General features: G+C 66.6%; 23 protein-coding genes. 15 read left to right on the top strand and 8 right to left on the bottom strand.

Annotated elements, in window-relative coordinates:
- Positions 1-50 precede the first annotated feature (50 nt).
- The gene (locus tag ACPUER_RS13355) at positions 51-671 is read left to right on the top strand and encodes a TetR/AcrR family transcriptional regulator (protein ID WP_425131332.1); all 621 of its coding nucleotides are present in this window, start codon (positions 51-53) and stop codon (positions 669-671) included.
- Between the two features lie 95 nt (positions 672-766).
- Here ACPUER_RS13355 and ACPUER_RS13350 read toward each other — a convergent pair whose 3' ends face one another.
- Together ACPUER_RS13350 and ACPUER_RS13345 are read right to left on the bottom strand one after the other, a co-directional pair.
- Complete coding sequence (locus ACPUER_RS13350) at positions 767-2,500, bottom strand: ClcB-like voltage-gated chloride channel protein (RefSeq protein WP_425131375.1); 1,734 nt, start codon at positions 2,498-2,500, stop codon at positions 767-769.
- 103 nt (positions 2,501-2,603) lie between these two features.
- Positions 2,604-3,671, bottom strand: coding sequence for a YeiH family protein (locus ACPUER_RS13345; RefSeq protein ID WP_425131331.1), 1,068 nt, complete (start codon positions 3,669-3,671; stop codon positions 2,604-2,606).
- 111 nt (positions 3,672-3,782) lie between these two features.
- Here ACPUER_RS13345 and ACPUER_RS13340 point away from each other — a divergent pair, with 111 nt between their 5' ends.
- The 8 genes from ACPUER_RS13340 to ACPUER_RS13305 all read left to right on the top strand — a co-directional run bounded on the left by ACPUER_RS13340 (position 3,783) and on the right by ACPUER_RS13305 (position 11,710).
- Positions 3,783-4,676, top strand: coding sequence for a LysR family transcriptional regulator (locus ACPUER_RS13340; protein ID WP_425131330.1), 894 nt, complete (start codon positions 3,783-3,785; stop codon positions 4,674-4,676).
- A gap of 160 nt (positions 4,677-4,836) precedes the next feature.
- Positions 4,837-5,601, top strand: coding sequence for a sugar phosphate isomerase/epimerase (locus tag ACPUER_RS13335; RefSeq protein WP_425131329.1), 765 nt, complete (start codon positions 4,837-4,839; stop codon positions 5,599-5,601).
- A 28-nt stretch (positions 5,602-5,629) separates the two neighbouring features.
- A complete protein-coding gene (locus ACPUER_RS13330) occupies positions 5,630-6,622 on the top strand; it encodes a sugar kinase (protein WP_425131328.1) in 993 nt (330 codons plus the stop codon).
- Positions 6,623-6,780: 158 nt separating this feature from the next.
- The gene (locus tag ACPUER_RS13325) at positions 6,781-8,061 is read left to right on the top strand and encodes an MFS transporter (RefSeq protein ID WP_175961341.1); all 1,281 of its coding nucleotides are present in this window, start codon (positions 6,781-6,783) and stop codon (positions 8,059-8,061) included.
- Between the two features lie 5 nt (positions 8,062-8,066).
- Entirely contained in the window at positions 8,067-9,032 is a 966-nt protein-coding gene (locus ACPUER_RS13320; RefSeq protein ID WP_425131327.1) for a 2-hydroxyacid dehydrogenase, read from the top strand.
- 415 nt (positions 9,033-9,447) lie between these two features.
- Positions 9,448-10,491 carry a LacI family DNA-binding transcriptional regulator gene (locus tag ACPUER_RS13315; protein ID WP_425131326.1) on the top strand — a complete coding sequence of 348 codons (1,044 nt, stop codon included), beginning with the start codon at positions 9,448-9,450 and terminating at the stop codon, positions 10,489-10,491.
- Positions 10,492-10,545: 54 nt separating this feature from the next.
- Positions 10,546-11,334 (top strand): YhfC family intramembrane metalloprotease, encoded by a 789-nt coding sequence (locus tag ACPUER_RS13310; protein WP_425131325.1) that lies wholly within the window; start codon positions 10,546-10,548, stop codon positions 11,332-11,334.
- A gap of 13 nt (positions 11,335-11,347) precedes the next feature.
- Entirely contained in the window at positions 11,348-11,710 is a 363-nt protein-coding gene (locus tag ACPUER_RS13305; protein WP_175961345.1) for a DUF3022 domain-containing protein, read from the top strand.
- A 33-nt stretch (positions 11,711-11,743) separates the two neighbouring features.
- On the opposite strand, the gene ACPUER_RS13300 is transcribed toward ACPUER_RS13305, so the two are convergent.
- Positions 11,744-12,175: a PGDYG domain-containing protein gene (locus ACPUER_RS13300; RefSeq protein ID WP_072441226.1), complete on the bottom strand. Its 432-nt coding sequence runs from the start codon at positions 12,173-12,175 to the stop codon at positions 11,744-11,746.
- An 84-nt stretch (positions 12,176-12,259) separates the two neighbouring features.
- Entirely contained in the window at positions 12,260-12,811 is a 552-nt protein-coding gene (locus ACPUER_RS13295; protein WP_310143090.1) for a Spy/CpxP family protein refolding chaperone, read from the bottom strand.
- A 381-nt stretch (positions 12,812-13,192) separates the two neighbouring features.
- On the opposite strand from ACPUER_RS13295, the gene ACPUER_RS13290 reads away from it, so the two are divergent.
- Both ACPUER_RS13290 and ACPUER_RS13285 read left to right on the top strand, forming a co-directional pair.
- A complete protein-coding gene (locus ACPUER_RS13290; protein WP_006481526.1) occupies positions 13,193-13,657 on the top strand; it encodes an Lrp/AsnC family transcriptional regulator in 465 nt (154 codons plus the stop codon).
- A 458-nt stretch (positions 13,658-14,115) separates the two neighbouring features.
- On the top strand, positions 14,116-15,216 hold the full coding sequence (locus ACPUER_RS13285) for a saccharopine dehydrogenase family protein (protein ID WP_175961347.1): 1,101 nt from the start codon (positions 14,116-14,118) through the stop codon (positions 15,214-15,216).
- Between the two features lie 100 nt (positions 15,217-15,316).
- Here ACPUER_RS13285 and ACPUER_RS13280 read toward each other — a convergent pair whose 3' ends face one another.
- Complete coding sequence (locus ACPUER_RS13280; protein ID WP_310143083.1) at positions 15,317-15,934, bottom strand: ATP-binding protein; 618 nt, start codon at positions 15,932-15,934, stop codon at positions 15,317-15,319.
- Positions 15,931-16,077 (bottom strand): cytochrome bd-I oxidase subunit CydX, encoded by a 147-nt coding sequence (cydX, locus tag ACPUER_RS13275; RefSeq protein ID WP_034181373.1) that lies wholly within the window; start codon positions 16,075-16,077, stop codon positions 15,931-15,933. Before cydX ends, ACPUER_RS13280 begins: the two co-directional genes overlap by 4 nt.
- 179 nt (positions 16,078-16,256) lie before the next feature.
- On the opposite strand from cydX, the gene corA reads away from it, so the two are divergent.
- Positions 16,257-17,234, top strand: a complete 978-nt coding sequence (gene corA, locus ACPUER_RS13270; RefSeq protein WP_175961349.1) for a magnesium/cobalt transporter CorA — start codon at positions 16,257-16,259, stop codon at positions 17,232-17,234.
- Between the two features lie 10 nt (positions 17,235-17,244).
- On the opposite strand, the gene ACPUER_RS13265 is transcribed toward corA, so the two are convergent.
- Together ACPUER_RS13265 and ACPUER_RS13260 are read right to left on the bottom strand one after the other, a co-directional pair.
- Positions 17,245-17,532, bottom strand: coding sequence for a YciI-like protein (locus ACPUER_RS13265; protein ID WP_310143080.1), 288 nt, complete (start codon positions 17,530-17,532; stop codon positions 17,245-17,247).
- 322 nt (positions 17,533-17,854) lie between these two features.
- The gene (locus ACPUER_RS13260; protein WP_175961351.1) at positions 17,855-18,343 is read right to left on the bottom strand and encodes an adenosine-specific kinase; all 489 of its coding nucleotides are present in this window, start codon (positions 18,341-18,343) and stop codon (positions 17,855-17,857) included.
- 141 nt (positions 18,344-18,484) lie between these two features.
- On the opposite strand from ACPUER_RS13260, the gene ACPUER_RS13255 reads away from it, so the two are divergent.
- The 3 genes from ACPUER_RS13255 (at position 18,485) to ACPUER_RS13245 (ending at position 21,615) form a co-directional block, all read left to right on the top strand.
- Complete coding sequence (locus ACPUER_RS13255) at positions 18,485-19,471, top strand: cysteine synthase A (protein WP_175961352.1); 987 nt, start codon at positions 18,485-18,487, stop codon at positions 19,469-19,471.
- A 101-nt stretch (positions 19,472-19,572) separates the two neighbouring features.
- Positions 19,573-20,058: an aminoacyl-tRNA deacylase gene (locus ACPUER_RS13250; RefSeq protein WP_047900737.1), complete on the top strand. Its 486-nt coding sequence runs from the start codon at positions 19,573-19,575 to the stop codon at positions 20,056-20,058.
- Between the two features lie 855 nt (positions 20,059-20,913).
- Positions 20,914-21,615, top strand: coding sequence for an energy transducer TonB (locus ACPUER_RS13245; RefSeq protein WP_425131324.1), 702 nt, complete (start codon positions 20,914-20,916; stop codon positions 21,613-21,615).
- Positions 21,616-21,855: the final 240 nt, after the last annotated feature.

Below are 21,855 nucleotides of genomic sequence, written 5' to 3'. Positions count from 1 at the left end.
TCTGAATGCAAAGATGAATCCGAAAGGGGAGTGGTGCTAGACTGCGCGCCATGAAACCACAGCGCTTAACTCGCGAGCAGAGCAGGGACCAGACGCGCGAACGTCTGCTGAAAGCCGCGCATCGTATTTTTCTGAAGAAAGGCTATGTGGCCGCGAGCGTCGAGGACATCGCGGCCGCGGCCGGCTTTACGCGCGGTGCGTTCTACTCGAATTTCCGCAGCAAGTCGGACCTGCTGCTCGAACTGCTCGCGCGCGACCATGATTCGGTGCGGGCCGATTTCGAAGCGATCTTCGAGGAAGGCGGTCCGCGCGAGCAGATGGAGTCGATGGCGCTCGCGTACTACCGGACGCTGTTTCGCGACGACGAATATTCGCTGCTGTGGGGCGAGGCGAAGCTGCAGGCGGCGCGCGACGCGAAGTTTCGCGTGCGCTTCAACCAGTTCCTGCACGGCAAGCGGCTGCAGATGGCCGAATTCATCCAGCGCTTCGCCGAGCGTGCGGGCACGCCGCTGCTGTTGCCGGCCGAGACGCTCGCGTTCGGCCTGATGTGCCTGTGCGACGGCGTGCAGTCGTTTTATACGGCCGATCCACAGCACGTGTCGGCCGACTCGGCCGAAGCGGTGCTCGCCGGGTTCTTCGCGCGGGTCGTGCTGGGGCGCGCGCCGGACTGACGGGGAAGCGGGTTCGCGGGCGTCGTGTTCACCCGTGGCAGGCCGGATGCGATGAAGTGGTGCGGCGCGGTGAGGCCCGAGCCGCACCATGCGCATCAGCGCTCGCCCGTCATCCGCCGGTACGCGTCGAGCAGCGACGTCTTGTAGACGACGCCCGCGAGCGTCGGCTCGGCTTCGCTTTCGATCACCGGCAGCCGTTCGCCCTGGAACGCCATGAAGCGTTCGAGCGCGGTGGCAAGCGGCATGTCGGGCGTGAGGAGCGGAAACGGCGTATGCGCATAATGCGCGGCCGTCTTGTCGGACGTGTCGCGCTTGTCGAGCAGGTCGGACGTGATGTCCTTCAGCGCGACCGCGCCGCGGAAGCGCCCGGCGTCGTCGGTCACGTACAGATACTTCACCGGATATTCGAGAAACACGCGCGTCATGTCGGCGACGCTCGCGGTGAGCGGCACGACCGTCTGCGCGGGCTGGATCAGCTCGCGCATCTGCGTGGTGCGCAGCCGCAGCCGTTCCTGCGCGTCCTGGTAGTGGTGCAGCGTGATCTCGTACATCGACGTCGTGCCCGTCGCGCGTGCGACGAAGTACGCGAACACGCACGACACCAGCAACGGCAGCACGACCTGATAGCTCAGCGTCATCTCGAAGATCATCAGGATCGCCATCAGCGGCGCCTGCGTGGCGCCCGCCATGAACGCGCCCATCCCGACGATCGCATACGCGAAATACGCCGACGTATGGCCGGGCCACAGTGCTTGCATCGCGAGCCCGAACAACGAACCGAACACCGCGCCGACGAACAGCGTCGGCGTGAAGACGCCGCCGATCGCACCCGAGCCGGCGGTCGCGGCGGTCGCGATCACCTTGAACACGAGTACCGCGACGAGCGCCTGCCAGGTCCACGGCGAATGAAGGATGTGGTTCACGACGCTGTAGCCGTTGCCCCATACGTCCGGAATCCACACCGAGATCACGCCGACGACGAGGCCGCCGAGCGCGAGCCGCAGGGGCAGCGGCACGGGCAGCCGCTTGAACTGGTTCTTCGACGCGTCGAGCAGGTGCAGGAACTGCGGCGCGAGCACGCCGCACAGCGCGCCGAGCACGACGAACGGCAGCACCTCGGGGCCCGTGACGGCCGGAAACACCGGCATTTCGTACGGCGGCCGGTAGCCGGCGAATTCGCGCATCACGATGTTCGCGACGACCGACGCGACGACCATCGGCCCGAAGCTCTCCATCGCGATCGTGCCGAGCACGATCTCCGACACGAAGAACGCGCCGGCGATCGGCGCGTTGTACGCGGACGTGATGCCGGCCGCTGCCCCGCACGCGACCAGCAGGCGCAGGCGCGGCGGGTCGAAGTGCACGAAGCGGCCGACGAGCGACGCGGCAAGCGCCGCGAGCTGCACCATCGGGCCTTCGCGGCCGATCGAGCCGCCGCTGCCGATCGTCAACAGCGACGACACGCTGCGCCACAGGCTCTGCCGCACGGGCACGATGCCGTTGCCGAGCGCGACGGATTCCATGTAGTCGGTCTTGCCGGACGGCTTGTCGCCGCGTGTCGCGAGCAGCAGCACGCAGCCGGCGAGGAAGCCGCCCGCGGCCGGCATCCAGAACCGCACGTACCACGGCAGGCTCTTCGCCATCTGGACGAAGCTGCCGCTGTGCCCGGAGATCAGGTGCTGCATCAGGTCGATGCCTTCGCGGAACGCCATGGTGGCGAAGGCGCCGCCGACGCCGACGATGGCCGACCAGATCAGCATCGTATGGGCGTCCGACAGGCGGAACAGCGTTTCGGCGCGAGTGCGCAGCTTCAGCAGGAACGAGAGCACGGCTGAAAGGGGGCGATGGAAAACGACGCGAAGCATAGCACCGCGCCGCGCCCGCGGGACCATCCCGTCGGGCGCGGCGCGCGAAGTGTTGCGGACGGGCGGCTCAGCCAAGCCAGTGCTGCACGGCCCGGGTGATCCCGTAGCCGCCGGCGATCAGCCACACGTACAGGATCAGGCCGGTTACCAGTGCACGAGGGCCGGCTGCGCGGATCTGCGACACGCGCGTCTCGATGCCGAGCGCGGTCATCGCCATCGTCAGCGCGAAGGTATCGAGCACGTTCAGCGTATGCGTGACGTCGGTGGGCAGCACGTTCAGCGAATTGACGATCACGAAGCCGAGGAAGCCGAGCGCGAACCAGGGCACGGCCACCTTGCGCTTGCCTTGCGCACCGCCGGCCGTCGCGCGGGCCGAGCGGGCGAGCCACCAGCCGAGCACGAGCAGCACCGGGACCAGCAGCATCACGCGCGTCATCTTGACGATCGTCGCGATGTGCGCGACCTGCGGGCTGATGTCGCTGGCTGCGCCGACCACCTGCGCGACCTCGTGGATCGTGCCGCCGAAGAACAGGCCGAGGCCGGCCGGATCGAGGTTCAGCACCCCGGCGTGATACGCGATCGGGTACAGGAACATCGACAGCGTGCCGAACAGCACGACGCTGCCCACGGCCATCGCGCTCTGGTGCGGCTTCGACTGCAGCGTCGACTCGAACGCGAGCACGGCGGCCGCGCCGCAGATCGCGCTGCCGGCGGCGGTCAGCAGCGCCGCGTCGCGGTCGAGCTTCATCAGCTTCATGCCGGCCCAGGTGCCGATCACGAGCGTGCTGACGACGACCAGCACCGAGACCGTCAGGCCCGGCAGGCCGACCTGCGCGATTTCCTGCAGGCTCACGCGCAACCCGAAGAACGCGACCGCGATGCGCAGCAGCTTGCGCGCGGAGAAATTGACGCCGGCTGCCCAGCTGGCCGGCATGCCGTCGCGCAGCGCATTGCCGTACAGCGCGCCGGCGACGATGCCGACGATCAGCGGCGACAGGCCGAGCCCCGCGATCGCGGGGAGCTCGGACAGGCTCGTGACGGCGGCGGCGAACAGCGCGACGAACAGCACGCCGTTCAACTGGCCGCGCATCGACGGCGCGGCGTGGCTGAGATGGGGAGTCGGGGCAGTGGACATGGCGCACCGTCATTGAGCGTGTTGCGATGCTGCAATCCTAATTTTGTTATATCGATATGAAAAATTGTGATTTGTGACGTAAACTATCCGGAAAGCCGATAATTCATCCCCATGACCCCGGATCAACTGATAACGTTCGCAGCCGTCGCCGAGCACCTGAACATCAGCCATGCCGCCGTGGCGCTGCACCTGTCGCAGCCGGCCGTGTCGGGCCAGTTGCGGCTGCTGCAGGACGAATTCGGCGAGCCGCTGTACCAGCGCGACGGCCGCGGCATCCGGCTGACGCCGGTCGGCGAACAGCTCGCGCAATACGCGAAGGCGCAGCGCGACACGTTTGCGCAGGCGCGCGCGTTTCGCGACGCGGTGCGCGGCCTCGAGGCCGGCACGCTGCGCATCGGCGCGAGCACGACGCCGGCGAGCTATCTGCTGCCGTACCTGATCGCGGCGTTCCAGCCGCTTGCGCCGCGCGTGACGATCCAGACGATGAGCGGCAATACGGCCGACGTGGTCGCCGCGCTGCCGTCGCTCGACATCGCGATGATCGAAGGGCCGCCCGGCGAGGCGCTGCCGTCCGGCACGGCCGTGCATGCGTGGCACGAGGACGAGATCGTCGCGATCGTGCCGGCCGGCCATCCGCTGGCCGCGCGCGGCTACGATGCGGGCGTGACGCTCGATGCGCTCGCTGCCCATCCGCTCGTGTTGCGCGAGGAAGGCTCCGGCGTGCGGCAGCTCGTCGAGCGCGCGTTCGCGCACGGTGGCGCGCCGATGCGCGTGGCGTTCGAGATCGCGGGCGTCGAAGCGGTGAAGGAGGCCGTGCGTGCCGGGATGGGCGTCGGGTTCGTGTCCGCGATGTCGCTGCGTCACCAGGATGCGGCGCTCGTGTTGCGCTCGCTCGCGCCCGTGCCGCTCACGCGCCATTTCTCGATTCTCGTGCCGCATGGCGGCGCGCCGTCGCGGGTCGCCGCGCAGTTCCTCGAAATGAGTCTCGCAAAGGATCTCGCATAGGTGGCCGAAGCCGATCCGGGGCCACACGATGCACGCCGTCGGGCGCGCGTTAGCGTGGCATCCGGTCTTAGGGATTTCCTCTATGGCGTGTGTCCGAAGCGAAGCGCACCATCCGTCTCAAGCAAATGGAACCGGTTCCATTCCGGTAAAAAAGGGCAAAATGGCAGACATCGTGATTGTGGCGAGCGCATTCGGGATGGACCGTGTGCGCCAGGAGGGCCACAGCGCATTCGTCGCGACCGCGGCGGCATCCGGTGCGACGGGCTTCGAGGTAAGGCGCGAGTTGTTCGCGTCGGACGACGACGCGACGCCCGGCGCGCTGGCCGCGCTCGGCGCGCAACTGGCCGGCCACGGGCTGTGGTCGGTCTATTCGACGCCGGCCTCGCTGTACACGGAAACGGGCGCGCTCGACGCCGACGCATTGCGCGACGCGCTCGCGGAAGCCGACGCGCTCGGCGCGCGTTTCGTGAAATTCCAGCTCGGCGGCTTCGCCGGCGATGCGCACGCGGCCGACATCGTCGCGCTGTCGCGCGGCGCGCGTGCCCGGGTGGTGGTCGAGAACGGCCAGCTTCCGGTCGGCGGCGCGCTCGCGCAGTTCCGCGGGCTGTTCGACGCGCTGGCCGCGGCGGGCATGCCCGATGCGCTCGGGATGACGTTCGACATCGGCAACTGGCAGTGGCCGGGCGAAGTGCCGCTCGACTGCGCGCAGATGCTCGCGCCGCATGTGGAATACATTCATTGCAAGGCGGTCGTCGGCGAGGGCGCGCGCCGTTTCGCGGCCGCGCCGGCGCCGAACGACCCGCTCGTGACCGGCGTGCTCGCGGTGCTGCCGCAGCATGCGCCGCGCGGCATCGAGTTTCCGTTCGACGCGGCCGACCTGGCGGGCGATGCATGCCGGCGCGTCGCGTGGCTTGCAACGGCGTGACGGCAGAAGAATCCTGAGGAGTTCACTCATGAAAGCAGCACTCGATGTCGTGACCTACGGCGAGGCGATGGCGATGTTCGTCGCGACCGAGCCCGGCCATCTCGCGCATGCGGCGCAATTCACGAAGCGGATCGCGGGCGCCGACCTGAACGTCGCGATCGGCCTGTCGCGGCTCGGCTTCCGGGTCGGCTGGATGAGCCGCATCGGCCGCGATTCGTTCGGCGGCTACGTGCTCGACACACTCGCACGCGAAGGCATCGACGCATCATGCGTGACCGTCGATTCGCGTTACCCGACCGGTTTCCAGCTGAAGTCGCGCAACGACGACGGCAGCGACCCGACCGTCGAATATTTCCGCAAGGGCTCGGCCGCAAGCCACCTGTCGTGCGACGATTACGTGGCCGACTATGTGCTCGGTGCGCGCCACCTGCACCTGACGGGTGTCGCGCCGGCGATCTCCGCGACGTCGTGCGAGCTCGCGTTCCGGCTCGCGCGCGAGATGCGCGCGGCCGGCAAGACGATCTCGTTCGACCCGAACCTGCGCCCGACGCTGTGGCCGTCCGCCGACATGATGGCGAAGACGCTGAACGCGTTGGCTACGCTCGCCGACTGGGTGCTGCCGGGCCTCGCCGAAGGGCGGCAGCTCACCGGGCACGACACGCCGGCCGACATCGCGGGCTTCTATCTCGCACAGGGCGCGCGCGGCGTCGTGATCAAGCTCGGCGAGCAGGGCGCGTACTTCCGGACGGCCGACGGCCGCGAAGGCACGGTCGCGGGCGAGCGCGTCGAACGCGTCGTCGACACGGTCGGCGCCGGCGACGGCTTCGCGGTCGGTGTGGTCAGCGCGCTGCTGGAAGGCCGCAGCGTCGAACAGGCCGTCGCGCGCGGCAACCGGATCGGCGCGCTCGCGATCCAGGTGATCGGCGATTCGGAAGGCTTGCCGACGCGCGAAGCACTCGACCGGCTCGAAAATGTCAGCAATCGCGCCGATCGCTTAGAGGAAACCGTCACCGCGCAATGAGAGGCCGAACACGGCACAATCCGCGGATTCATTTTGTGCGTCAAGCACCGCTTTGCGTGAGACCGGACGGCAAAGCAGGCGGCCGGAGCGGTGCTGACGCACCGGTTCCGGCCGCGAAGCGCTGAGGCGTCAGCCCGGTCAACAAAGGAGACATTCTGATGGCAACCAATCTCGCAGCCCGACGCTGGTGGACGATCATGCCGATCGTGTTCATCACGTACAGCCTCGCCTACCTCGACCGCGCGAACTACGGGTTCGCGGCGGCGGCCGGCATCAACCAGGACCTCGGCATCAGCAAGGGCCTGTCGTCGCTGATCGGCGCGCTGTTCTTCCTCGGCTACTTCTTCTTCCAGATTCCCGGCGCGATCTATGCGGAGCGCCGCAGCGTGAAGAAGCTCGTGTTCGTCAGCCTCGTGCTGTGGGGCGGCTGCGCGGCGCTCACCGGCGTGGTCAGCAACATCCCGTCGCTGATGGCGATCCGCTTCGTGCTCGGCGTCGTCGAGGCGGCCGTGATGCCGGCGATGCTGATCTACATCAGCAACTGGTTCACGAAGAACGAACGCTCGCGCGCGAACACGTTCCTGATCCTCGGCAATCCGGTCACCGTGCTGTGGATGTCGATCGTGTCGGGCTATCTCGTGCACGAATTCGGCTGGCGCCATATGTTCATCGCCGAAGGCGTGCCCGCCGTCCTCTGGGCCGTGTGCTGGTGGTTCCTCGTGCAGGACAAGCCGGCCGATTCGCCGTGGCTCACCGCGCAGGAAAAACGCGACCTCGACGCCGCGCTCGCGGCCGAGCAGGCGGCGATCAAGCCCGTGCGCAACTATGGCGAGGCGTTCCGCTCGCCGGCCGTGATCAAGCTGTGCGCGCAGTATTTCTGCTGGAGCATCGGCGTGTACGGCTTCGTGCTGTGGCTGCCGTCGATCGTCAAGAACGGCTCCGACCTCGGGATGGTCGCGACCGGCTGGCTGTCCGCGCTGCCGTATCTCGCGGCGACGATCGCGATGCTTGCCGCATCGTGGGCGTCCGACAAGGTCGGCTCGCGCCGCGGCTTCGTATGGCCGTTCCTGCTGATCGGCGCAGCCGCGTTCGCCGCGTCGTACGCGCTCGGCTCGTCGCATTTCTGGATCTCGTATGCGCTGCTGGTCGTCGCGGGCGCCGCGATGTACGCGCCGTACGGCCCGTTCTTCGCGATCGTGCCGGAGCTGCTGCCGAAGAACGTCGCCGGCGGCGCGATGGCGCTGATCAACAGCATGGGCGCGCTCGGTTCGTTCGTCGGCTCGTACTTCGTCGGCTACCTGAACGGGGCGACCGGGTCGCCCGTCGCGTCGTACGCGTTCATGAGCGCCGCGCTCGTCGCCGCGGTGATCCTCACGCTGTCCGTCAAACCCCAGGCGCGCGATGCGCATCCGCTCGCCGCGCCGCTGCAAGGAAAATGAAACCGATGAAGCCTCGTATCGTCGCCTACAAGCCGCTGCCCGATGACGTTCTCGCGTACCTGCGCGAGCATGCGGACGTCGTGCAGGCAGACGGCGCCGACGTGCTCGCCGATGCGCTCGGCAGCGCGGACGGCGCGATCGGCGCGAGCCTGAAGGTCACGCCGCAGATGCTCGACCGCGCACCGCGGCTGAAGGCCTGGTCGACGATCTCGGTCGGCTACGACAACTTCGACGTCGCGGATCTCACGCGGCGCGGGATCGTGCTCGCGCATACGCCGGACGTGCTGACCGAGTCGACCGCCGATACGGTGTTTTCGCTGATCCTGGCGTCCGCACGGCGCGTGGTCGAGCTGGCCGAGTGGGTGAAGGCCGGCCACTGGCATCGCAGCATCGGCCCGGACCTGTACGGCACCGACGTGCAGGGCAAGACGCTCGGCATCGTCGGGCTCGGGCGGATCGGCGGCGCGGTCGCGCGTCGCGCGGCGCTCGGCTTCCGGATGCAGGTGCTGTACGCGAATCGGTCCGCGCATGCCGAAGCCGAGACGCAGTACGGCGCGCGGCGCGTGACGCTCGACGAACTGCTCGCGCAGTCGGATTTCGTGTGCGTGCAGGTGCCGCTGTCGCCGGAAACGCACCACCTGATCGGCGCGGCCGAATTCGCGAAGATGAAGCGCGGCGCGATCCTGATCAACGCGTCGCGCGGGCCGGTCGTCGACGAAGCCGCGCTGGTCGACGCGCTGCGCGCGGGCACGATCCGTGGCGCGGGGCTCGACGTGTTCGAGAAGGAGCCGCTGCCGGCGGATTCGCCGCTGTTGCAGATGAAGAATGTCGTCGCGCTGCCGCATATCGGTTCGGCGACGCACGAGACGCGCCACGCGATGGCGCGCTGCGCCGCGGAAAACCTGGTCGGCGCGCTGGCCGGCACGCTGCGCGCGAATCTCGTCAATCCGGACGCGCTCGCGCGGGCCTGAGCCGCGCCGGGTAACGGGAAGACAGCCGGCCGGCGGGGTGCCGGCGCCGTTAGAGTCGACGGTCTTGGTGCCGGAGGGCTGGCTGCGTTATGATCGCCCGCTTGTCGCATCGACGGCCCGGCAACGCTGCCGGCGGCGTTCGGCGACGGGCATCCGCGCCAGGTCCGGTGCGGCCGACTGCTTTTGCACGTGACTGGAGCGGGCGCCGATGCGCCGGCGCCGATCGACCGCGAAGCATGGGATCAACGTAAGCGCTGAAGGGCTGACGCTGGTCGACCGCGAAGCATGGGACCAGCGTAAGCGCTGAAGCGCTAACGCTGGTCGACAGAGGAGTCCGCCGGGTGGCTTACGTTTCCAACAACAAAGGTCCGTCCGCTCACGAAGCGGCACGGATCGTACGTCGCGAGGCACGACAGTGACCGATTCGCATCCTTCCACGCCGCGTCCGGCGACGATCAGCGATGTCGCACGCGAGGCCGGCACGGGCAAGACCAGCGTTTCGCGCTACCTGAACGGCGAAACGCATGTGCTGTCCGTCGATCTGCGTCAGCGGATCGAGGCCGCGATCGCGCGCCTCAACTACCGGCCGAACCAGATGGCGCGCGGGCTCAAGCGCGGCCGCAACCGGCTGCTCGGCATGCTCGCGGCCGACCTGACCAATCCTTATACCGTTGAAGTGCTGCAGGGCGTCGAGGCCGCGTGCCACGCGCTCGGCTACATGCCGCTCATCTGTCACGCGGCGAACGAGGTCGAGATGGAGCGCCGCTTCCTGCAGCTGCTCACGACCTACCGTGTCGAAGGGCTGATCGTCAACGCACTCGGCGCCGAAGAGGACGCGCTGCGCCCGCTGCGCGGCGCTGGCATCCCGGCCGTGCTCGTCGACCGGACCGTCGAGGGTTTCGAGGCCGACCTGATCGGCCTCGACAACGTCGATGCGATCGAGACGGCGCTCGCGCACCTGATCGAGCACGGCTTCGACGCGATCCATTTCGTCGTGCAGCCGTTCGAGCACGTCAGCTCGCGGCGCCTGCGCGAGGCCGCGTTCCGCACGGCGCTGGGCGCGCGCGGGCTGCCGGTGCCGTCGACGGTCGTGCTCGACCTGAACGAGCCGGATGCGGCCGCGGCGGCGCTCGCCGACCTCGATACGCGCATCGACGACGCAACGCGGCGCGGCGTGCGCGCGGCGCTGTTCGCCGCGAACGCGCCGGTCGCGCTCGCGATCGCGCGCCACCTGCGCGCGCGTTTCGGCGCCGCGTGGCAGCAGAAGGCCGCGCTGCTGTCGATCGACGATCCGGAATGGGCCGAGCTGATCGGCATCACGACGATCCGTCAGCCGACCTACGAAATCGGCTACAAGGCCGTCGAATTCGTGCACGAGCGGATCGACGGCGCAGCGGGCGACGTGCGCGTCGCGATGCTGCCGGGCGAGCTGATTGCGCGCGCGTCGACCGCAAGCTGAGTATCATGCGGGGCACGCAGCGCGTCAGGTGCGCTGCCCCGAACAAGGAAATACATGACTGTCGCTCCCGTCACGCTGGCGGTGCTGATTGCCGCCACGCTGATCATCGCGCTGCTGCCGCTCGTCCTCTTCCGTATCGTGCGCAAGCCGCTTGCGCTCAACCGCCGCGACACGATCGTCGGCGTCGCCGTCTTCACGCTGTTCGCGATGATCGTCGAACGCGCGTTCCACGGGCTCGTGCTGAGCCAGACGCCGGCGGATGGCTGGCTGACGCAGCCGCTCGCGTTCGTCGCGTACAGCGCGCTCGCGACCGCCGTATTCGAGGAAGTCGGCCGTTATCTCGGGATGCGTTTCCTGAACCGGCGCTACGGCACGTCGGCCGGCGACGGTCGCGCGATCGGCTACGGGATCGGCCACGGCGGCGCCGAAGCGTGGTTCGTCGGCGTGCTCGTATGGGGCCAGTGGTCGTATCTCGCGTGGCTGGCAAGCCGCGGCCAGCTCGAGACGCAGCTTTCCGACCTGCCGGGCGATACCGTCGTGCGGCTGCACGTGATGCTCGCGACGCTGTCGGTGCAGTCGATCCTGCTGTTGCTGCTCGAACGCTGCGCGGCGTTCGTGCTGCAGCTTGCGCTGTCGGTGCTGGTCTGGCGCGGCGTGCGCGCCGGCCGTGCGGGCGTGTTGCCGCTCGCGATCGTGCTGCATGCGCTCGCCGCGGCGCCGGCGCTGCTGTACCAGGTGCGCGTGCTGCCGGCCGCATGGGTCGAGGCCGCGTATTTCGTGCTGGCCGCGATCCTGGTCGTCGTGATGGTGAAGACGTGCCGGCCGCCGCGTACGGCTGCCTGACGGGAGAGACGGGATGGACGACTATCTGATCGAATGCCGGAGCGCCGAATTCGACGCGCTCGCGCGCGTGATCTGCGATCTCTTTCCGGAGCAGACGCGCTTCGCCGAAAGCGGCGACGAGCGCGGGCGGTTCCTGTCCGTGCACTGGCTCGCGATGCGTTTCGGCGCGACGCCGAAGCGGATGACGCTCGATATCCGCATCGTGCCGGCCGCGCTCGCGCGTTATCTCGCGCTCAAGCCGATGCAGCGCGCGCGCAGCCATGCGGTGCTGCATGCCTATACGGAAGCGATGCTCGGGTCGCTCGAGGAGCGACACGCGGCCGGTGAGGCCGTCGAGCGCAACGCGGAACTCGAACTCGACGAAGACTTTGCGTGAGCATGCACGCCGGCTTCATGCCGGCGCGGCGGATTACGCGTCGCGGTAGACCTGCGCGAAGCGCTGCGCCTGCACGACGCCGTAGTCGCCGGGTGCGTACTGCATGACCCAGTCGCCGGCGACGCCGCGCAGCGTGTCGCCGTTTTCCGAGCGGGCGATCGTAAACGGCTCGTCCATCCGGCGTGCGAGCACGACGGCCGGCCGGTTACGGTAGGCGCCCGGCGCGCCGTGCGCGAGTGCCGGATCGGCGGGCAGGTATTTGGCGTCGAAGCGCGCGCGCGACACGACCCAGCGGTCGCCGGTCGAGCCCGTGATCAACGCGTCGCCCGCGACATAGCGGTTCGGGCCTTCGAGGCTCATCAGTTCGCCGTCGGCGTGTGCGAATGAAACGGCGACGGTTTCGTCCTTGACGACGCGACGGGCCTGCGGGTCGGTACGCAGATCGATGTGCTTGAGTTCGAGCATGGCGAGGAAGTGCGGGAAAAGCCGGGAGCTTATCCCGAATTCGGCGCGCCGTGTGACGCGCGCCGATCGCCGGCGGGGAGGGCGTCAGGGTTGCGCGGGTGCGCTTGCGGCCGGCGCGGCTGCCGCCTTGCCTTCCTTGCCCATCGTCTTGCCCTTGCCGCGGTGCTCGCCGCCATGGTTCAGCCAGCTGCGGAACGTCGTGTCGGCCAGCGCCTTCTGCTCGGCCGGGAAGCTCGCGTAGAGCGGCGCGAATGCGTCGGAGAGCTTCTTCGCGCCGTCGGCGTTCGCCTGCGACAATTCCGCATACTGCTTCATGTCGTCGAGCGCGGAGACGTCGTGCTTGGCCATCCGGTCGCGATAGAGGCGGCCCATCGTTTCGCCGTTGTCGCGCATCGTGTCGGCGAACGTCTTCCATTGCGGTTCCTGCGCCGACGTGATCTTCAACTGGTCGTGCAGGTACTTGATGCGCTGCTCGACGCGCGCTTCGTGGCGCGCCGCGCGCTGCTCGGCGCTCGGGGCCGATGCTGCGGCCGCAGCCGTCGTGGCCGGAGCGGGCGCTTGCGGCTGCGCCGGGGTTTGCGCGAACGCGCTGGCTGCAACGGCGAGCGTAGCGAGGGTGAGCGAGATTTTCTTCATGGTTGGCTCTCCGGGGTGGTGTCTTGCGAGCGGGCGCGGCGGCAATTGCCGCAAGCACGCATCTCGCGTCGCACGGTATTAGTAGCACGTTGCATGCAGCGCGGTAGTGAAAGCGACACTTGCTTACATCCGATACGAATCGAAACTGAAAGGGACATAGCGGATCGGCGCGGGGCTGGCGATGGTCCGGCACGTACCGGCGACGGGCTCGGCAAGTGAGCGGCAAGTGAGCGGCAAGCGCGATCCGGATGCGGTCGTTGTGCACGAACAAGGCAGCGAGACCGCATGACGGCGCGCGATGCCGTTTGGGCGTACCGGCGTTCGGCGCTATCATCGCGTCACCTTCCACTTAGCCGGCGCGTCGCACGCCGGCCCGGCCTCATGCGTCCACCCCGTCTCGACCAACTCGACGATCTCGACCGGCAGCTCGTCGCGCTGCTGCAAGCCGATGCGCGCGCAAGCGTCGCGGATCTCGCGCGCCAGCTCGACGTCGCGCGCACGACGGTCGTCGCACGCATCGCGCGGCTCGAACGCACCAACGTGATCGCCGGCTACAGCGTCCGGCTCGGGCAGGACGTGCTCGACGCGAGCATTTACGCGTATGTCGGCATCATCCTCACGCCGAAGTTCGGCAAGGATGTGTTGCGCAAGCTCGACCGGATGCCCGAAGTGCAGTTGCTGTGTGCGGTGAGCGGCGAGTACGACTACGTCGCGTGGCTGCGCGCCGATTCGCCCGAACGGCTCAACGACCTCCTCGACCAGATCGGCACGCTCGAAGGCGTCGAACGCACGACGACGTCGATCATTCTTTCGCGCAAGATCGATCGCGGGACGATCGGCGGCTGATGCGCACCTCGCGACATCGCATTGGATGTCGCAGTCGAGTATTCCGCACAGATATCTGCCTGATCCACGGGCACATTCGTGCGCGCCGAGTGCACGAGCCTCCACATATTTGACACCGCCGTGCCCGATGTTCCGCAGGGGCGCGGACGGCCGTTTCCACGCGTCGTTCGACGCATCCATGCCGCATTCTCTTGCGCATTTCCGCGCATGACGAGCGCGCGCGTCGTTCCTCCTTCTTTCCGCCTTCGAGAACGCAGGCCGTAACGGTCCGCTTGCGGCACGAGCTATACGCGATTTTTAGATGATTTGGTCGTTTAGACGAAATGACTCGTTATTTCGTCGAAATTATCGGTCGTTTCGCATCATTCTTCGTCTTGGAACTGATTTTGAGCGTCCCTAAACTGTGTTCATGGCTCAACGCCGTCCACAACACCAACCCATCATCAGGAGATAAGCGCATGAAAATCGCCATCGTCGGCGCAGGTCTGATCGGCCACACCATTGCTCACATGCTGCGTGAAACGGGCGATTACGAAGTCGTCGCGTTCGACCGCGATGCGGATGCGCTCGCAAAGCTGTCGCGCGAAGGCATAGCGACGCAACGGGTCGATTCAGCCGACGCGAACGCGATTCGCGAAGCAGTGAAGGGCTTCGATGCGCTCGTCAACGCGCTGCCTTATTACCTCGCGGTCAACGTCGCCGCCGCCGCGAAGGCTGCCGGCGTCCATTACTTCGACCTGACCGAAGACGTGCGCGCGACCCACGCGATCCGCGAACTGGCCGACGGTTCGGACCGCGCGTTCATGCCGCAATGCGGCCTCGCGCCGGGCTTCATCGGCATCGCCGCGCATGAACTCGTGAACGGCTTCAGCGAAGTGCGCGACGTGAAGATGCGCGTCGGCGCGCTGCCCGAGTATCCGACCAACGCGCTGAAGTACAACCTGACGTGGAGCGTCGACGGCCTGATCAACGAATACTGCCAGCCGTGCGAAGCGATCCGCGACGGCCGCAAGCAGTGGGTGCAGCCGCTCGAAGGCCTCGAGCACTTCTCGCTCGACGGCACCGAATACGAAGCGTTCAACACGTCGGGCGGCCTGGGCACGCTGTGCGAGACGCTGTCGGGCAAGGTCGAGACGCTCGACTACAAGTCGGTGCGCTACCCGGGCCACCGCGAGCTCATTCAGTTCCTGCTCGAGGACCTGCGCCTGTCGACCGACCGCGACACGCTGAAGTCGATCATGCGCCGCGCGGTGCCGTCGACGAAGCAGGACGTCGTGCTCGTGTTCGTCACGGTGACGGGCGTGAAGGACGGCCAGCTCGTGCAGGACGTGTTCACGCGCAAGATCTTCGCAAAGGACGTGTGCGGGATGCACATGAGCGCGATCCAGATCACGACGGCCGGCGCGATGTGCGCGGTGCTGGATCTGTTCCGCGAGAAGAAGTTGCCGCAGAGCGGTTTCATCCCGCAGGAAAAGGTATCGCTGAAGGCGTTCCTGTCGAACCGTTTCGGCAAGCTGTACGAAGGCGGCACGATGGAGCGCGTGCACGCGGTGGCCTGACCACCCGCCAGTTTCAGGCACGAGGGCCGTACGACGCCGGTAGCGCAGCAGCGCTTCCGGCGTTGTTTTTTTGAGGGAGAGAGAAGGGCGCCGGTGCCGGTCAGGCCGGCAGCGGCGGGACGATCGTCGCGGCGGGCGCGGGCGGCACGATGCGGTACAGCAATGCGTCGACGTCCGCGTCGGACGGCGCGGTGTTGTCGAACATCACGATGCCGTCGCATTCGTGGCCGGTCGGTACGAAGCGGCGCTGCCGGTATTCGTCCCAGTGCGCGAGCTTGTACGCGTCGTTCGGGTTGCCGCGCGCGACGATCCGCGCGTGCGCGACGTCTTCCGACGTGTGGACCCAGACGACCGTCAGCGTGACGTCGGGCGCGATGCCGAGCCACGCGCGGTCGAGGATGCGCCGGTCGCGCACTTCGCGCGACAGCGGGCCGACGACGATCGCGCTGATGCCGAGCGCAAGATTTTCACGGGCCGTGTCGAGCAGGCCGTGGTATTCGGGATCGCGCAGATGCTTCAGGTAGAGCGGGCTGTCGCGGTCGTTCGGATCGTCGGTGAGCGCGCCCATCGCGGCCGAGCTGTAGCGGCCGTACAGCGTGTCCTTGTCGAGCAGGCAGAAAGCTTCGCCGGTCGCGCGCATCAGCGGCCGGATGAGCCGCTTCGCGAGCGTGGTCTTGCCGGTGCCGGCGTGACCGCAGAAGAACACCAGGTGCGTCACGAATATTTGCTCCCCGACCCCTGGCTCGACGTGTCGCTGCGCTTGTCGCCGCGCGAGAACACTTCCGCTTCCAGCCACATCGCGTTGATGATGCCGAAGCCGAGTGCCACGCCGATGCCGAGTATCCACGAGAAATACCACATGGGTCTGCCTCCTTGACGGTTGGGCCGCACGGCCGTGCGGCGTACGTGCCGAAGTGCGTTGGTGCGCGTGCTGCGGTGCACGCAGCCCGATCATGACCAATATCGGTGTGCCGCGCAAGCCGGGCCGACCGTGCAGCAAAGCGGTAAACTGATGCGTAAACCGCAACATCACAGACAACATGCTGATCAACTGTGCTGCATACCAGGACGGCCGCAAGCTGGCCGACATCGATATCGACGCCATCAGCGACTACGTGTCGAAGCCCGAATGCTTCGTGTGGGTCGCGCTGAAGGATCCGACGCCCGACGAAATCGACCTGATGGGCGAGGAGTTCGGGCTGCACGAGCTCGCGCTCGAGGATGCCCGCAAGGGACATCAGCGGCCGAAGATCGAGGAGTACGGCGATTCGCTGTTCGCGGTGCTGCATATGGTCGAGCTCGACGGCGACGGCGAACTCAACGTCGGCGAGCTGAACGTGTTCGTCGGCCCGAACTATGTGCTGTCGATCCGCAACCGCACCGAGCAGGACTTCCGCGACGTGCGCAAGCGCTGCGAGCGCGAGCCGCATCTGCTGCAGGAAGGCTCGGCGTTCGTGTTCTACGCGCTGATGGACCAGGTCGTCGACCGCTATTTCCCGATCCTCGAAACGCTCGGCGCCGAGCTCGAGGAACTCGAGGACCGCATCTTCACGAAGGCCACGCCCGCGTCGTCGCGCGCGATCATCGAGGATCTCTATTCGCTGAAGCGCCGCCTCGTGATGCTGCATCAGCACACGGCGCCGCTGATCGAGCCGCTCGCGAAGCTCACGGGCGGACGCATCCCGCAGATATGCAGCGGGATGGAGCATTACTTCCGCGACGTGTACGACCATCTGCAGCGGATCGTGAAGACGATCGAAGGGCGGCGCGAGATGGTCGTGACGGCGATCCAGGTCAACCTCGGAATGATCTCGCTCGCCGAGAACGAGGTGACCAAGCGGCTCGGCTCGTTCGCCGCGCTGTTCGCCATTCCGACGATGATTGCCGGCATCTACGGGATGAACTTCGCGAACATGCCGGAGCTGCACCTGAAATACGGCTTCTACGGCTGCATTGCGGTGATGGTCGCGGCCGATCTCGCGCTGTGGTGGCGCTTCAAGCGGGCAGGGTGGCTGTAGCCACGCGCGTCTAGCGCGGCGCGTGCTTGCCGACCACGACGCGCCACGGGCGCACGCGCCAGGATTTCACGAGGCCGTTCTGCACGTACGGATCGGCGCGCGCGAACGACTCGGCCGCTTCCGGCGAATCGCCTTCGAACACGAGCACGGCCTGGTCGGCCGGGTCCGCCAACGCGCCGGCAAGCATGAGCTCACCGCGCTCGGTCGCGGCCTGTGCGAGCGCGAGGTGCTGCGCGCGGAACGGTTCGCGACGGGACAGGTAATCGTCGACGAGTTCGTAAATCAGCTGGTAATGCATGCGTTGCTCCGGGAAGAGTCGGCGGCTGTGGCCGGTGTGTCGGCGCGGCCGTCGGTCGGTCTGCTGCGGCCAGTATAGGACAGCCGGGCGGCGGCAGCGCGATGCAAGCGGAAGCGTATTCCCGCCCTCTAAAATGCAACTAACGGTCTGGTTGTCCTGCGCCCCGAGATTGCCGCCGCGAACGCGCCGCTGATGCATGGGCTTTTGCATCTCGTTCGACAAAGCCGAGACACGAAGGTCCGTCCAATGATGACGCAGCGTCTGCAGGGCAGGCCCCGGCAGAAGCGACGCGATCATGACCCATCCGTCCCGGCGGCCCACGCTATGCCTTGTATCCGATCGTGCGCAGCAGATCCTTGCGCCAGCGCACGTCGTCGTCGTTCTCGATGCCGAGCGGCGGAAAGCCGTCGACGACGCCGACGATCCCGCGTCCTTGCGCGGTTTCCGCGACGATCACGTCGGTCGGGTTCGCGGTCGCGCAGTAGATCCGGCAGACCTCCGGCACAGCCTTGATCGCATTGAGCACGTTGACCGGATAGAAACCGTCGCCGAGGAACACGATGAAAGCGTGCCCGGCGCCGATTGCGCTGGCGTTGCGGCACGCGAGTTCGACGAGCTCCGCATCGGTGCCGGAACGGCGCACGAGCCGCTTGCCCGATGCCTCGCAGAACGCGAGCCCGAAACGGATGCCGGGCACGGTGCCGACCAGCGTCTCGTGGATGTCCTCGACGGACTTGATGAAATGCGACTGGCCGAGGATGAAATTCATGGCCTCGGGCTTGTCGACGGCGACGGTTTGCAATTGCAGCATGGCGGACCTCGTCTGGCGATGCGGCGCGCGCCGCAATGGGCTCTCCAAGCTTAGTACGCGGCGGGCGGCGCCGAAAGCGGCGGGCGCGTCCTATCCTTCGTTGTGTAGGGTGCCGCGAGCGCGAATGCAAAGGAGGGGGACATGGACGTGCGACAGGGCTTCGTCGACTGTGTGGGTCGCACACCGTTGATCCGGCTGGCGAAGCTCAGCGCGGAAACGGGCTGCGAGATCCTCGGCAAGGCGGAATTCATGAATCCGGGCGGCTCGGTGAAGGATCGCGCGGCGCTCTACATCATCCGCGACGCCGAGCAGCGTGGCGCGCTGAAGCCGGGCGGCACCGTCGTCGAGGGCACGGCGGGCAACACGGGTATCGGTCTTGCGCATATCTGCGCGGCGCGCGGTTATCGCTGCGTGATCGTGATTCCCGACACGCAATCGCCGGACAAGATGGCGATCCTGCGCACGCTCGGCGCCGACGTGCGCCCGGTGCCGGCGGCGCCGTACCGCGACCCGAACAACTATCAGAAGATTGCCGGGCGGCTCGCGGACGAACTCGACAACGCAGTATGGGCCAACCAGTTCGACAACGTCGTCAACCGGCAGGCACACTACGAGACGACCGGGCCGGAAATCTGGCGCGACACGGCGGGCACGGTCGATGCGTTCGTCTGCGCGACCGGCACGGGCGGCACGCTGGCAGGCGTGAGCCGCTACCTGAAGGAGCAGAATCCGGAGGTCCGGATCGTGCTGGCCGATCCCCACGGCAGTGGGCTCTACGGTTACGTGAAAACGGGCGATCTCGGCGCCGAAGGCAACTCGATCACAGAAGGCATCGGCTCGACGCGCGTCACCGCGAATCTCGCCGGTGCGCCGATCGATGACGCCGTGCGGATCGACGATGCGCAGTGCGTGAAGATGGTCTACCGGCTGCTGCGCGAAGAAGGGCTGTACGTTGGCGGATCGAGCGGCATCAACGTCGCGGCGGCGGTTTGGCTGGCCCGCCGGATGGGCCCGGGGCACACGATCGTGACCTTGCTGTGCGATCGCGGCGACATTTATCGCGCGCGGCTTTTCAACCGCGAATGGCTGCGCGAAAAGGGGTTGGAACCGGAGCTGGAGCCCGAATGAGGAAGGGGCGAGGCAGCGATTTCCATTGGCCCGAATGCGAGCTATGCTGAACAAATCCGGAGCGAACTCCGTTCGCCCGATTCGCCCAGACGAGGTGTGCCATGCCTGTATCTGCCACCCTGCAGGATTGCCTGCGCCAGAAGTCATCGCGGTACGAAGTCGTGTACCACCCCTATAGCCATACGAGCATGGAGACGGCCGCCGCCGCGCATATTCCCGGCGATCGCCTCGCGAAAACCGTGCTCCTCGAGGACGACGAGGGCTACGTCGCCGCCGTATTGCCGACGACGCACGCCGTGCGCCTGTCGGATCTCTGGGTGAAGACGGGGCGCCATCTCGTGCTCGCCCGGGAGGTCGAACTGCGCGAACTGTTCAAGGATTGCGACATGGGCGCGCTGCCGCCGGTCTGCATGGCGTACGGGATGAAGACGTTCCTCGAGGAACGCCTCGCGCAGCAGCCGGATGTTTATTTCGAGGCCGGCGACCACGAAGCGCTGATCCACATGACTCAGGACGAATTCCTGATGCTGATGGAGACGGCCGAGCGCGCGCATTTTTCGCACAAGATGCAGGGTATGCAGTCGTGATTGCGCGGCGCGTGCGGTGACGCGCGGGGCTGGTGCGCACGTGTGCGTGCCGAAGTGTGGGCGACGTGTTCGTGCGCCGGGACTTCGCGTGTCATCCTCCACAGTTAATTCGATATCCGAAGTGGTTTAGTGGACTTTCATGTTATGAAGGTCCTTCTTCTGTTTGTATCGGATTACAGATCAATTATGAGGCGGGCCATTCGTGCTCTCGATGTGTCCCGGGAGCGGTGTCGGCGACTAGAGGAGGGTGAGCGGCGGCACTGGACGACCGATGTCGGCATTGGCGACATGAAGGGATAAGCCTTGCACGTCGCTTCAGGGGTGAACCATTTTGGTGCGGCGGGGGGGAATATACGGATATATATGTCGAAATGATTCAACATTCGATTTCGAATATACCCATACAAATCAATTACCGTTTCAATAATAAAAGGTGGATTTCTGCTTACCAGAATATTACTTGAATAAATCCTCCAAACTTTGTATTCGGACATCAAATAAAGTTTGACGGCAAAATTTTTTCCTTGCTATCTTCTGCACCCAAGTGAACGGCGTCATTGACATCACCGCGTAACGAACGGCGCATCGTCATACGGAATGCCGGGTTACGCCAGCACAGCTGACAATTGCCTGACCGTGCGGGCGCGTGGATTCCCGGTGTGACACCGGGCCGAGCCGGCCGGATCGATTCCTTGAAAAAGAATGAATTGGAATTCGAGTGTGATTCTTTCAATTCGGATTGCAAATTGAATTTGAAATGAAATATTCGGGTTGATGCGGTGGCGATGCCGACCTGGCTTCGCCACCGGCAGCAACCCGAAACTGGGCGAATCGCTTGGGGGATGCATGGTGGGCATGAAAGTCGAAGAAGGTCTGGCTACTTCGAACAGCGGACTGGCTACGCTGGGGCGTCCGCGAGAGTTCGGCAAGAAGCAGCAGAATCCGGTGCGCCGGTTCGGCGGCATCGGAATCGTCCTGGTACTGCATGCAGTGCTGATCTACGCATTGCTCAACGGCCTCGCGACGAAAGTCGTGCAGGTGATCCAGCATCCGATCGAAACCCGCATCATCGAGCCGGTCAAGCCGCCGCCGCCGCCGCCGATGCCCGTCGTCAAGCTCCCGCCGCCGAAATTCGCGCCGCCGCCACCGCCGTTCGTCCCGCCGCCGGAAGTGCCGGTGCAGGCGCCGCCGCAGGCGACGATCACGCACCAGTCGGCCCCGGTTCCTTCCGCGCCGGCCGTGCAGGCGCCGGTCGTGGCGCCCGCTCCGGCGCCGGCCAAGCCGGTCAGCCATGACGTAGGCGTCGTCTGCCCGAATTCCGACACGCTGCGCGCAGCGATCCAGTACCCGAAGGAAGCGCAGGAAAACAACATCACGGGCGACGTGACGATCGAATTCGTCGTGGATGCGGAAGGGAACATCACGAACGAGCGCGTGGCGCAGTCCGCCGATCCGATCCTCGATCGCGCCGCCTACAACACCGTGAAACGGTTCAAGTGCGTCGCGCAGGGCCAGCCGGTACGGGTCCAGGTGCCGTTCTCGTTCAATCTGAATTGATGCAGTGGGCGGCCCGGCACGCGCCGGGTCGGGGAAAACCGTATCGAACTTAAGTATTAAGTTCACCGAAAGAACTGGAGTGGGGTATGACGAAGCGTTCACTGGCCGCGCTGGCGGCAAGCATGTTGATGTCCGTCGCGGCAGTCGACGGGTTCGTTGCACCGCGGCTCGCTCATGCGCAGGCAAGCGGGGCGGCCGGCACGTCGGCGCAGGCCGCGACGCCGTCGGCCACGCCGGCAC

The sequence above is a fragment of the Burkholderia sp. DN3021 genome, from assembly GCF_049805555.1.
Taxonomy (GTDB): domain Bacteria; phylum Pseudomonadota; class Gammaproteobacteria; order Burkholderiales; family Burkholderiaceae; genus Burkholderia; species Burkholderia pyrrocinia_C.
Note: the sequence above shows the minus strand (reverse complement) of the source record. Positions and strands in the feature narration are given on the sequence as shown.